General features: G+C 69.6%; 9 protein-coding genes. 3 read left to right on the top strand and 6 right to left on the bottom strand.

The annotated features are described in order from the left end of the window. Nucleotides 1-12: 12 nt before the first annotated feature. Nucleotides 13-1146, top strand: a complete 1134-nt coding sequence (locus F5X71_RS02770) for an agmatine deiminase family protein (RefSeq protein ID WP_203218259.1) — start codon at nucleotides 13-15, stop codon at nucleotides 1144-1146. 44 nt (nucleotides 1147-1190) lie between these two features. Here the strand turns inward: F5X71_RS02770 and F5X71_RS02765 are convergent, their stop codons facing one another. The 6 genes from F5X71_RS02765 to F5X71_RS02740 all read right to left on the bottom strand — a co-directional run bounded on the left by F5X71_RS02765 (nucleotide 1191) and on the right by F5X71_RS02740 (nucleotide 8254). After that, complete coding sequence (locus tag F5X71_RS02765; protein WP_167466161.1) at nucleotides 1191-2363, bottom strand: lipid-transfer protein; 1173 nt, start codon at nucleotides 2361-2363, stop codon at nucleotides 1191-1193. A 56-nt stretch (nucleotides 2364-2419) separates the two neighbouring features. Further along, nucleotides 2420-2836: a MaoC family dehydratase gene (locus F5X71_RS02760; RefSeq protein WP_167460520.1), complete on the bottom strand. Its 417-nt coding sequence runs from the start codon at nucleotides 2834-2836 to the stop codon at nucleotides 2420-2422. Continuing rightward, nucleotides 2833-3771 carry a bifunctional MaoC family dehydratase N-terminal/OB-fold nucleic acid binding domain-containing protein gene (locus tag F5X71_RS02755; RefSeq protein ID WP_167460519.1) on the bottom strand — a complete coding sequence of 313 codons (939 nt, stop codon included), beginning with the start codon at nucleotides 3769-3771 and terminating at the stop codon, nucleotides 2833-2835. Before F5X71_RS02755 ends, F5X71_RS02760 begins: the two co-directional genes overlap by 4 nt. Nucleotides 3772-3803: 32 nt before the next feature. Continuing rightward, the gene (locus F5X71_RS02750; protein ID WP_167460518.1) at nucleotides 3804-4973 is read right to left on the bottom strand and encodes an acyl-CoA dehydrogenase family protein; all 1170 of its coding nucleotides are present in this window, start codon (nucleotides 4971-4973) and stop codon (nucleotides 3804-3806) included. Continuing rightward, nucleotides 4958-6022: an acyl-CoA dehydrogenase family protein gene (locus F5X71_RS02745; RefSeq protein WP_167460517.1), complete on the bottom strand. Its 1065-nt coding sequence runs from the start codon at nucleotides 6020-6022 to the stop codon at nucleotides 4958-4960. The genes F5X71_RS02750 and F5X71_RS02745 overlap by 16 nt, the downstream gene beginning before the upstream one ends. Nucleotides 6023-6100: 78 nt before the next feature. Beyond that, nucleotides 6101-8254: an acyl-CoA dehydrogenase gene (locus F5X71_RS02740; protein WP_167460516.1), complete on the bottom strand. Its 2154-nt coding sequence runs from the start codon at nucleotides 8252-8254 to the stop codon at nucleotides 6101-6103. A gap of 145 nt (nucleotides 8255-8399) precedes the next feature. Between F5X71_RS02740 and kstR the strand changes: the two genes are divergently transcribed. Both kstR and otsB read left to right on the top strand, forming a co-directional pair. Continuing rightward, a complete protein-coding gene (gene kstR / locus F5X71_RS02735) occupies nucleotides 8400-9035 on the top strand; it encodes a cholesterol catabolism transcriptional regulator KstR (protein WP_167460515.1) in 636 nt (211 codons plus the stop codon). Between the two features lie 372 nt (nucleotides 9036-9407). Continuing rightward, a complete protein-coding gene (gene otsB, locus F5X71_RS02730; RefSeq protein ID WP_167460514.1) occupies nucleotides 9408-11978 on the top strand; it encodes a trehalose-phosphatase in 2571 nt (856 codons plus the stop codon). Nucleotides 11979-12131 lie beyond the last annotated feature (153 nt).

The raw sequence follows: 12131 nt of genomic DNA, 5'->3' as shown, positions 1-12131 counted from the left end.
ATGGAGAACCCCATGTCTCGCCGTTCCGTCTTCAGCGTCCTCGCGGGCGCGGGCCTGCTGGCCGCGGGTATGTCGGCGTGCGGGTCCACCGAGCCTGCCGCGACCGCGTCGGCCACCCCGGAACCCGCCGGTCCCGGCGGACGTTTCGGCGCGGAATGGGAGAGCCACGCGCGCACGTTCATGTCCTGGCCCGCACAGTCCGCGATCTGGGGTCGCTACCTCGGCGACGTGCGCGCGGACATCGCCGGGCTGGCCCGCGAGATCGCCGAGTACGAGTACGTGGTCATGCTGGCCAGGGCCGACCAGGCGCAGGACGCGCAGCGGCAGTGCGGCGGCGGCGTCGAGGTGATCGCGCTGGAGGTGGACGACCTGTGGGCCCGCGACACCGTGCCGGTCTTCGTCGAGCAGGCGGGCAAGGTGGTCGGCGTCGACCTGCACTTCAACGGGTGGGGCAACAAGCAGCCGCACCCCAACGACGGTCCGCTCGGCCGAAACCTGCTCGCGCGCTACGGCATTCCCGCTCACTCCGCGCCGTTCGTCGCCGAGGGCGGCGCGTTGGAGACCGACGGCCATGGCACGCTGCTGGTCACCGAGAGCTCGATCGTCAACGACAACCGCAACCCGGGCAAGAGCCGCGACCAGCTCGAGGCCGAACTGAAGCAGACCCTCGGCGTCGAGAAGGTGATCTGGTTCGACGGCGTGCGCGGCGCGGACATCACCGACGCGCACGTCGACTGCCTGGTCCGCTACGTCGCGCCGGGAGTCGTGCTGTTGGACAAGCCTTTTCCGGGCGCGCCCGCCGACTCCTGGTCCCGTTCCAGCGATCAGGCCCGGCGCGTGCTGACGAGCGCGACCGATGCGCGCGGGCGCGCCATCGAGGTGGTCGAGCTGCCCCAGCCCGATCCCGACCGGATCACCGGCGATGGGGCGGAATTCGTCTCCAGCTACGCGAACTTCTACATCGCCAACGGCGCGGTGTTCCTGCCCGAGTTCGGCGATCGCGCCGCCGACGACCGCGCACGGGGCATCCTGCGCGATCATTTGCCCGGCCGCGACGTCGTCTCGGTGCCGATCGACGCGATCGCCGCGGGCGGCGGCGGGATCCACTGCTCGACGCACGATCAGCCGGGCCCGCCGGCGCACTGATATCCGTTGGCCCCGTGGCAGTTCCGGGGCCAACGGCGGCGAAATCAGTCGGCGCTGAGCACCAGACCCGACGTCGGCACGCCGGTGCCCGCGGTGACCAGGATGTTCGTCAGGTCGGCCACCGGGTTCACCGAGGTGCCGCGAATCTGGCGGACCGCCTCGGCGATGCCGTTCATGCCGTGGATGTAGGCCTCACCGAGCTGGCCGCCGTGGGTGTTCAGCGGCAGCCTGCCGCCGACCTCGATGGCGCCGTCGGCGATGAAATCCTTGGCCTCGCCGCGCCCGCAGAACCCGAGTTCCTCCAGCTGCATGAGCACGAACGGGGTGAAGTGGTCGTAGAGGATCGCGGCCTGCATGTCCTCGGGCCGCAGACCGCTCTGTGCCCAGAGCTGGTCACCGACCAGACCCATTTCCGGCAGGCCGTCCATGGCGTCACGGTAGTAGCTGGTCATGACGTACTGGTCGGCGCCGCACCCCTGGGCCGCGGCGGCGATCACGGCGGGACGCTGCGGTAGGTCACGGGCCCGCTCGACACTGGTCACCACGATCGCCACCCCGCCGTCGGACTCCTGGCAGCAGTCGAGCAGGTGCAGCGGCTCGGCGATCCAGCGCGAATTCTGGTGGTCCGCCAGGGAAATCGGCTTCCCGTAGAAGAAGGCGGCCGGGTTCACCGCGGCATGCTTGCGGTCGGCCACCGCGACGCGGCCGAAATCCGCGCTGGTGGCGCCGTATACGTGGATGTAGCGCCGGGCGACCATGGCCACCTGCGCGGCGGGCGTGCCGAGTCCCTGCGGGTAGGACCAGCCCGCGTCGATGCCGGAGGAGGTCGGCGCGGTCGCCAGCGCGGTGGAGAACTGACCGAACCGCGACACCGACCGCTCGTTGAACGCCCGATAGGCCACCACCACGTCGGCGACGCCGGTGGCCACCGCCATGGCCGCCTGCTGGATCGTCGCGCACGCCGCGCCGCCGCCATAGCCGATGTGGCTGAAGAACTTCAGCTGCGGGATGCCGACCGCTCTCGCCACCGCGGCCTGGGTGTTGGTGTCCATGGTGAAGGTGGTCAGGCCGTCGACGTCGCCGGGGGTCAGGCCCGCGTCGGCCAGCGCGGCGTTGACCGCCTCGGCGGCCAGGCGCAATTCGCTGCGTCCGGAATCCTTGGAGAAGTCGGTCGCGCCGATGCCGACGATGGCCGCGCGGCCGGAGATGCCAGGCAGCGCGGAGCGATTCGTCGAGCGGTGGTGGTCGGGCGACGGGTGGACAGGCTCGGTCATCAGGCGTTCCTCCGGTATGCGAGCACGACCTGCGCTGTCACGTGGTCGCCGAGGCTGTCCCGGCCAACCACGTCGATGTGGACGTCGTCGCCGTCGATGGCCGACACCGTGCCGGACAGGGTCAGCGTGTCCCCCGCGTACAGCGGCACCCCGAGGCGCAGCGAGATCGACTTCAGCACCGCGCGCGTCCCGGCCCAGTCGGTGACGAAGCGCTGCACGATGCCGGTGTCGGTGAGGATGTTGACGAAGATGTCCTTGGAACCACGGGCGCGCGCCTTGTCCCTGTCGTGATGCACATCCTGAAAGTCCCTGGTGGCCAACGCGGTACTGATCACGAAAGTGGGATCGGCCTCGATGACCAGCTCCGGCAGCGCCGTGCCGACCCGCACCGAGGTCGGTTCCGCGGTCCTCGTCATGCGATCACCTGCCAGAACGGCAGCGCGGTGTCGTCGTCGAGGCGCTCGAACTCCACCCGGACCGGCAACCCGACCTCGACCGCCTCGGGTTCGATGCCGCGCAGTTCGCCGAGCATCCGCACTCCTTCCGCCAATTCGACCAGCGCGACCACGAACGGCAGTTTCCGCCCAGGGACTTTCGGCGCGTGGTGCACGACATAACTGAAAACGGTGCCCTGCCCCGAGGCGACCACGTAGTCGGTCTGCTCGGACTTGTCCTTCCACAGGGCCGGGATCGGCGGATGCCGCAGCGATCCGTCGGGCAGCCGCTGGATCCGCAGCTCGCCGGATTTGGTGCCCTCCCAGAAGAATTCGGTGTCCCAGGAGACCAGGGGCTTGACCCGGGCACCCGCGGGCGCCTGCGCCGCGGCACCGGTGCCCGGCGCGAATTTCAGCAGCCGGAACAACATTTCGGCGACCAGTTCGTCACCGACGTGCCAGCTGGTCAGGAAGGTGACGAACCACCCATCTCCCAGCGCGGTGCGCTTGGGACCGCGGATGTCGGAGAGCCTGCTGGTCACCGCCACCTGTTCGCCGACATTGAGATACCGGTGGTAGGTCTGCTGACAGTCGGTGGCGACGACGGAGGTGAAGCCCGCCGCGTCGAGCAGCGTGACCATCTTGCCCATCGGATCGTCGTCGGGCCGCAAGCCGTTGAGCCCGAACATCGTCCACACCTGCGCCATGGCCGGTGGGGCGACGATGCCGGGATGCCCGGCCGCCTTGGCCGCGGCCTCGTCCACGTAGATCGGATTGGTGTCGCCGAGCGCCTCGACCCAGTTGTTGATCATCGGCTGGTTCACCGGGTCGCGCGCGAGGCGGCGCGCGCAGTCCCCCTCCGCCTTGATCCGTTCGGCTGCGGCGACTATCGCTTCCGGACTGGTGGTTTCCGGCACGCGCTGCTCCTATCGACTAGCTGTAGCTCTGGCTATCTGGGTACTCGCGGCAGGTTCAGCCCGGCCGTGGCGACCAGCTCGCGCATCACCTCGTTGACGCCGCCACCGAAGGTCACGACCAGGTTCTGTTTGGTCCGCCGGTCCAGCCAGGTGAGCAGTTCCGCGGTGGTGGGGTCGGCCGGATCGCCGAAGCGCCCGACGATCTCCTCGGCGAGCCGACCCGCCTCCTGCAAGGATTCGGTGGAGAAGACCTTCGTCGCCGACGCGTCGGCGATCACCCCGTTGGGGTCGGGGTCGGCTCCTGCGGAGGACGCGGCCACCTGCCAGTTCAACAGCTCGTTCAACCGGACCATGGCACGGATGCGGCCGAGCGAGCGCCGCACCTCGGTCTCGGCGAGCACGCCGCGCGGCTGCGCCCAGGCCCGCACCCGGTCGTAGAGCTGTTCGATCTTGCCGGACGGGCCGAGGCCGACCCGCTCGTGATTGAGCTGCGTCGTGATCAGCCGCCAGCCCTTGTTCTCCTCGCCGACCAGCATCTCGGCGGGCACCCGCACGTCGTCGAAGTAGGTGGCGTTGGTGTGGTGCGCGCCGTCGCAGGTGATGATCGGCGTCCACGAATAGCCGGGGTCGGTGGTATCCGCGATCAGGATGGTGATGCCGCGGTGTCGCGACTCGACCGAACCGGTGCGGCAGGCCAGCCAGATGTAGTCGGCCTCGTGCGCGCCGGTGGTGAAGATCTTCTGCCCGTTGACGATCCAGTCGCCCGAGTCGTCGCGCACCGCCGCGGTGCGCAGCGAGGCCAGGTCGGTGCCCGCCTCCGGCTCGGAGTAGCCGATCGCGAAATGGATGTCGCCGGAAAGGATTCCGGGCAGAAACTTGCTCTTCTGGGCCTCGGTGCCGAACTGCTGCAGGGTCGGGCCCACGGTCAGCAGCGTGACCAGCGGCAACGGCACATCGGCGCGCACCGCCTCGTTGTAGAAGATCTGCTGTTCGAGCGGGCCGAAACCCTGTCCGCCGTACTGCTTCGGCCAGCCGACACCAAGCCAGCCGTCGCGACCCATCCGGCGGACCACGGCACGGTAGGCGTCGCCGTGGCGGTTCACCGACATCGCCGCCTCCTCGTCGGGTGTGACGAGATCGGCGAAGTACGAACGCAATTCGTCGCGCAGCCGGCGTTGCTCGGTGGTCAGGTCGATGAACATCTGGCCCCCAATCGATCGAGTCGGAACGACGCGCCGCCGAGCCAGCGAGCGATGTCCTTGGCTTGTGAGTAGTAGCGGTGCATCGGGTGGGTGATATCCACCCCGAGCCCGCCGTGTAGGTGATGACACTTCTGCATAGCGGCGGGCAGATCCGCGGCGACGCTGTAGGCGAGCACGTCGAGATCGTCGTCGATCCGTTCCTGATGCTCGGGGCTGGAATCATCCTGTGCCAGCGCCCAATTCGCGGATACGGCGGCGACGTGCAGCGTGCGCGACACCACGTAGAGATCGGCGATCTGCTGCGCGACGGCCTGGAACTCGGCCAGCGGCCTGCCGAATTGCCGGCGGGTGCGTAGATGTTCGGCGGTGCGCACCAGCGCGCCCTTCAGCAGCCCGTCCGCGACGGCGCCGATCGAGGCGACGGCAAGTCGATGCAGCGCGACGAGGTCGCCGGGCAGCAGCTGCTCCGCCGGGATCGCCACCCGATCGAACCGCACGGTGCACTCCGGGATGCCGCCCGAGGCGGGCGATGGCACCCGAGTCACCCCGTCGGCCGCCGAATCGACAAGGGCGATACCGGAATTGGTCGGCACAAGCAGCCAGCGCGCCTGCTCCGCGTACGGCACGGCGACCTTGTGACCGGTGATCCGCACCGCACCGCCCTCGACGACCGCCGCGGTCTCCGGCTTGACCGCGAACGGCGCGGCAGGCTCGCTGAGCGCGGCGGTGAGCACCGCGCCCTGCGCCACCTCGGGAAACACCCGCTCGGCGAGCGCGTCGGGCAGCAGCGACAGCAGCGGAAGCACCCCGAAACCCAGCGTCGGCAGGGCGGGCACCGCGACCGCGTCGGTCGCCAGCTCGCTCAGCAGCACCGATACCTCGGGCAGCCCCATGCCGTCGCCGCCGAACCGTTCCGGCAGCGCCACCGAGAGCAGCCCGCTCTCGACCAGACTCGGCCACAGCGCGATATCGCGGGCCGGCTCGCGCTCCAACAAACTCACGACGACCTCGGCCACCGCGTCCTGACCTTCGTCCCTGGTGAAGTCCACGCATTTACTCCCATTGAATTCCGTGTCGCTCCGCGATTCCGCGAGGGTCATGGCCGGGCGACTGGCAAGCCTCGTCGTCTAGCCGTCAGCGTCGCGAGGAAGCCCGAGAATCCGCTCACCGGCCACGGTCAGCAAGATCTGTTCGGTGCCACCTGCGATCGATAAACAGCGTGTGAGCAGGAATTCTTTTACCACCTCTGAGTCGTGTGCGCCGGTGGGACCTGCCGTCTCGGCCGCGAATTCCGCGACCGCCTGCCGATGCCGGACGCCGACGAGTTTGCGCACGCTGCTCTGCGCGCCGGGATCACCGCCCGCGAGCATCGCGACCGCGGCCCGCTGCTCGAGCAGCAGCCCGGCGATCGCCTCGGCGACGAATCCGCCGAGCCGATCGTTGGTCAGCTCCGCACCGGGGCCGGTGGCGGGCAGCTTCGCGAGCAGCTCCTCGAGTGCGGGGCCGATGCCGTTGCCGCCCATGGCCACCCGCTCGGTCGACAGCGTCGAGCGGGCGATCTTCCAGCCGTTGTTCAGCGCGCCGACGAGCGCGTCGTCGGGGACGAACACGTCGTCGAGGAACACCTCGGTGAACCGCGCCTCGCCGGTGATCTGCACCAGCGGGCGCACCTCGACACCGGCACTGCGCATGTCCACCAGGAAGTAGCTGATGCCCCGGTGCTTCGGCGCGTCCGGGTCGGTGCGGGCCAGGCAGATGCCCCAATTGGCCTTGTCGCCCAACGAGGTCCAGACCTTCTGGCCGCGCAGCACCCAGCCGCCGTCCACCTTCTTCGCGGTGGTGCGCAGTGCGGCGAGGTCGGAGCCTGCCTCGGGCTCGCTGAACAGCTGACACCAGACGACCTCGCCACGCAGGGTCGGCCAGGCGAACCGTTCGATCTGCTCGGCGCTGCCGTGCTGCAGCAGTGTCGGCACCGCCCAGCCGCCGATCGCCAGGTCCGGCGCGACGAGCCCGGCCCGCCGCAGTTCTTCCGAGATCAGCAGTCCGGTCATCGGATCCGCCCCGCGCCCATACGGTTTGGGCCAGTGCGGCATCACAAGGCCCGCCTCGACCATGGCTTCCCGTTGCCGCGCTGCGGGCAGCCCCGCGATCCTGGCCACCTCGGCGGCCAGTTCGTCGACGCGTGCGTCGTCTACGGCGCACACCCCCTCGGCGGCGAGCACCCGGTCGGCCCCGGTGGTGCGCCGGTGCCCGGCGCGGGTCAGCTCGGTCACCCTGGCCCGCCAGTGCGCCGAACCGCCGAGCAGCTGCCGTAGGGCGACCGCGCGGCGCAGATACAGATGCGCGTCGTGCTCCCAGGTGAAGCCGATGCCGCCGAGCACCTGGATACAGTCCTTGGCGGTCTCGACCGCGGCGTCCAAGGCGATCGCGGCGGCGATGGCGGCCGCGATCGGCAGCTCAGCGCCGCCCTCGTCCACCGCGGCGGCCGCGTCGGCGGCCACCGCGCGGATCAGCTCGGTCCGGCAGAGCATCCAGGCGCAGATGTGCTTGACCGCCTGGAACGAGCCGATCTTGCGGCCGAATTGCGCACGCACCTTGGCGTATTCGACCGCGGTCGTCAGGCACCATCCGGCCAGCCCGGCCAGTTCGGCGGCGGCAAGCACCACGAGCAGATCCTCGACCGCGTGGCGCGGGGTGAACACCCGCTCGGCCGCAACCCGCACATCGACGCAATGCACCTGGGCCAGCGGGGTGCTCAGATCCAGCGGCGCGAGCGGTTCGACGCGCAGGCCGTCGGCGTCCGGCCCGACCAGCACCCAGCGCTTGCCGTTCGGCGTCGAAACCGGAAGCAGCACCGCGGTTTCCGGTGCGCCGCCGAGTACCGAGTCCCAGGAGCCGGTGAGCGACAATCCGTCCTCGGCTGCGGGTACAGTGACCTGGGCACCGGTGATGACGTCCAGCGCGACGCCGCACGGCCGCCGCTCGTCGATCCGCCCCGCGGTGATCAGATTGGCCAGCGCCGTGCTCAGCACCGGCCCGCCGACCAGATCGTGCGCGGCCTGCTCGATCAGCACGGCCAGGTCGGCCACCGAGCCACCGGCGCCGCCCGCGTCCTCGGCGACGGCGACCCGGAAGATGCCGAGCTCGACGAGACCGGGCCAATATCCGTGCCAGAAGGCGCTCGGATCGGTCCGCATTGTTGCAATCGGACGTGCCGATCCGGCCCATCCGCGCATCGACTCCTGGACGGCTTTATGCTCGTCAGTGGTGGCGATGGTCACACTCCGTACCGCCTTCCCGGCGTGACTCCCACACCTAGAACATGTTCTAATATCCTAGCTGTGCGGAAGTCAAGAGACGACCGCGTGGCCCGACCCGCCGCCCAGGCCAGTACCGAAATGTTGTTTCCGGAAAGGACCCCTATCGATGGCCAGCCCCTCCCGATCGCAGCCGACCGCCTCCAGCCCGGCACCGGTCGCCACGCTGAGTGAGGACGAGCTGAGTTCGGCCGCGCAGCGGGAACGCCGCAAGCGGATCCTGGACGCGACGCTGGCACTGGCCTCCAAGGGCGGATACGACGCGGTGCAGATGCGCGCGGTGGCCGAACGCGCCGATGTCGCAGTCGGGACGCTGTACCGGTATTTCCCCTCGAAGGTGCACCTGCTGGTCTCGGCGCTCTCGCGCGAGTTCGAGCAGATCGAGAGCAAGCGCAAGCCGCTTGCCGGGCAGTCACCACAGGAGCGCATGCACCTGCTGCTCACCCAGATCACCCGGATGATGCAGCGCGACCCGCTGCTCACCGAGGCGATGACGCGCGCGTTCATGTTCGCCGACGCGTCCGCGGCCGCCGAGGTCGATCGGGTCGGCAAGGTGATGGACCGGTTGTTCGCCCGCGCCATGAACGACGGCGAACCCACCGACCGTCAGCTCGCCATCGCCAGGGTGATCAGCGATGTCTGGCTGTCGAACCTGGTGGCCTGGCTGACCAGACGCGCCTCGGCGACCGACGTGACCGAGCGCCTCGAGCTCACCGTCGATCTGCTGCTCGGCGAGAATTCCTGACCGCTTCCATCCCGGCGTTTCCGGCGAAATTCCGGTCCGGCCACCGCCGCGTGCGGAAGATCACAATCGGTAGCGGCCGGTTGCCGCAAACCCGGCGGCGGCGCGCGCGGCCCCGGGTTCGCCGCGCGTTAGCGCGAGTTTTGCGGGCGCCGCGGCCGCACCGCGGCGCGTTCGCGTGAGCGCGACCCATGCGTCACGGTCATCGATCGCCGCCGTCGGGCCCCGAATTCGGACGGCGACGAGCGAGATCGGCCGAACACGCGGAAAATCAGACACAACGCACGCATAGCGGCGGGCGTCGGTGCGGCGAATTCAACCCAGTATTGTTCTGCCCGCCCCTGAAAAAACTCCTCCGATCACTAGGTTGGATGCGTGAGCGCACAGGATTTGCCACTGGAACTTCGTCGTGCACTGTCGACGGTCGCGCGCGTGCCACGACTCTTGGTCGCATCGGACTACGACGGGACGCTTGCGCCCATCGTGTCCGACCCGGCCAAGGCGTTTCCGCACCGGGAATCGGTGAGCGCTTTACGCGCGCTCGCCGGGCTCACCGGTACGACCGCCGCGGTCATTTCCGGCCGTGCACTGCGCGACCTCGCGGCGCTCTCGCGCCTGCCGGTCGAAGTGCAGCTGATCGGTAGCCACGGCTCGGAATTCGACGTGGGCTTCGTCCACGCGATCGACAACGACGCCAAGCACCTACTGCAAGAGGTGCAGACGGCGCTGACCCAGCTCGCCGCCGAGAACCCGGGCGTCACGGTCGAGATCAAGCCGGCCAGCGTCGCGCTGCACGTGCGCAACGCGAGCCCGGAGATCGGGCACCGGGCGCTGACTCAGGTCAGACAGGGCCCCGCCTGCTGGTTCGGCGTGCAGGTGACCGAGGGCAAGGCCGTCATCGAGCTGGCCGTGGTGCAGACCGACAAGGGCACCGCCCTCGACACCATCCGCCACCAGCACGGTGCGTCGGCCGCGGTGTTCTTCGGTGACGACGTGACCGATGAGAAGGCCTTCCGCGTGCTCTCCGGCCCCGATCTCGGGATCAAGGTCGGCGAGGGCGAGAGCCAGGCCAAGTACCGGGTCGACAGCACCGAGGACGTGTCCTGCGCGCTGGCGTTCCTGCTCGAGGAGCGGCGCACCTGGCTGGCCGGCGCGAGCGCGCCGCGCATCGAGCGACTGACGATGCTGGCCAGCCCGCGCTCGGTGGCGCTGCTCACCCCCGATGCCACGGTCACCTGGTTCTGTCACCCCGAACCGGATTCGGCGGCGGTGTTCGCCCATCTGCTCGGCGGCCCGCAGGCCGGCCACTTCACCATCGCGCCGGAGCGCCCCGGCCTGCCGCTCTCGCAGCGCTACATCGACAGCACGATGACCGTCGAAACCCGCTGGGCGAGTTTGCAAGTGGTGGACTACCTGCCGCACGACGTGGCGCCGACCAGGACCGACCTCACCAGGGTGATCACCGGCGACGCGCGCGCCGTGGTGACCTTCGCGCCGCGGCCGGAATTCGGCCAGGTGCCGGTGAGCATCGAGGCGGACGCGAACGGGCTGCGGGTGCTCGGCACCAACGATCCGATGGTGCTGCGCTCCCCCGGTCTGCAATGGCAGATCACCAGCGACGGCACGCACGACTCCGCACGCGCCGTGATCGATCCGTCGCAGGGCCCGATCGTGCTCGAGATGCGCTGCGGCACCTCCGATCTCGGCCCAGCGCACACCGCGGAGCTGGAACGCAGGCGGATCGCGGAAAGCTACTGGGCGCAGTGGGCCGCCACGCTGGATCTGCCGTCGCTGAAGCCGGATCTGATGAAGCGCTCGGCACTGACGCTGCGCGGGCTGGTGCACGCGCCGTCGGGTTCCATCCTGGCCGCGGCGACCACGTCGCTGCCGGAGGAGATCGGCGGCGTGCGCAACTGGGACTACCGCTACTGCTGGCTGCGCGACGCCTCGCTGACCGCGCAGGCACTGGTCTCCCTCGGCTCGCTCGGTGAGGCAGAGGAATTCCTCGACTGGGTGCACCGCGTGCTTGAGACGCTGCCCGGCCCGGAGCGGCTGCACCCGCTGTACACGTTGTACGGCGAGACGCTGCCGCCGGAAGCCGTGATCGACCAGTTGCCGGGGTACGCGGGCTCGCGTCCGGTGCGCGTCGGCAACGCGGCCAACATGCAGGTGCAGCTCGACGTGTTCGGGCCGATCGTCGATCTCATCGCGAGCCTGGCGCACGCGCGCGAGCTCAAGGGCATCACCGATCCGGCCGACGCGCTGCCCGACGCGGACTGGGAACTGGTGCGCGCCATGGTTTCCGCGGTGCAGCGCCGCTGGCAGGAGCCCGACCACGGCATCTGGGAGATTCGCGGCAACCCGCGCCATCACGTGTACTCCAAGGTGATGGGCTGGATGACCATCGATCGCGCGCTGACGCTGGCCCAGAAGTTCGACCGCGAGGTCGACCCGGCCTGGGCGGTGCTGCGCGAGACCATCGCCGACGAGGTGAAGGCGAAGGGCTGGAACGACGAGGTCCAGTCCTACACCGCCGCTTACGACGGCACCGATCTGGACGCGGCCACCCTGCACATCGGGTTGAGCGGCCTGATCGATCCGTCCGACCCGCGCTTCGCCGCGACCGTGGTCGCGACCGAGGCCGAATTGCGCAGCGGCTCGACGGTGTACCGCTACCACCACGACGACGGGCTGCCCGGCGGCGAGGGCGGGTTCCACCTCTGCGCGGCCTGGCTGGTCGAGGCGTACCTGCTGATCGGCAAGCGCTCGGACGCCGAGGCGCTGTTCGCCCAGCTCGTCGATGTGGCAGGTCCGACCGGACTGCTGAGCGAGGAATACGATCCGGTTGCCGAGCGTTCGCTCGGTAATCACCCGCAGGCCTACAGCCACCTCGGTCTGCTGCGGTGTGCGCAGCTGCTCGGCCAACCGGTGGAGGCCCTCGTTTAACCCCTCCTTCGTGGGTGTTCCGGGCCCGTCGGCCGCCGCGGTATCGCGGTGGTCGACGGGCCCGGCTCGTGTCGCCGCCGCGCAGTTGCTAAAGTGAAACAGAAACCATTTCCATTAAGCTGCGCTGTCTCACCCGCTCGAGTGCTTCACCAG

It is taken from the genome of Nocardia brasiliensis, from assembly GCF_011801125.1.
In the GTDB taxonomy this organism is placed as follows: domain Bacteria; phylum Actinomycetota; class Actinomycetes; order Mycobacteriales; family Mycobacteriaceae; genus Nocardia; species Nocardia brasiliensis_C.
This window is presented reverse-complemented; position numbering and strand designations above follow the sequence as displayed.

Excerpts from the sequence above, each read along its gene's own strand:
- F5X71_RS02750 (WP_167460518.1), bottom strand. The coding sequence starts at position 4,973 with ATGTTCATCGACCTGACCACCGAGCAACGCCGGCTGCGCGACGAATTG.
- F5X71_RS02770 (WP_203218259.1), top strand. The coding sequence starts at position 13 with ATGTCTCGCCGTTCCGTCTTCAGCGTCCTCGCGGGCGCGGGCCTGCTG.
- kstR (WP_167460515.1), top strand. The coding sequence starts at position 8,400 with ATGGCCAGCCCCTCCCGATCGCAGCCGACCGCCTCCAGCCCGGCACCG.
- F5X71_RS02760 (WP_167460520.1), bottom strand. The coding sequence starts at position 2,836 with ATGACGAGGACCGCGGAACCGACCTCGGTGCGGGTCGGCACGGCGCTG.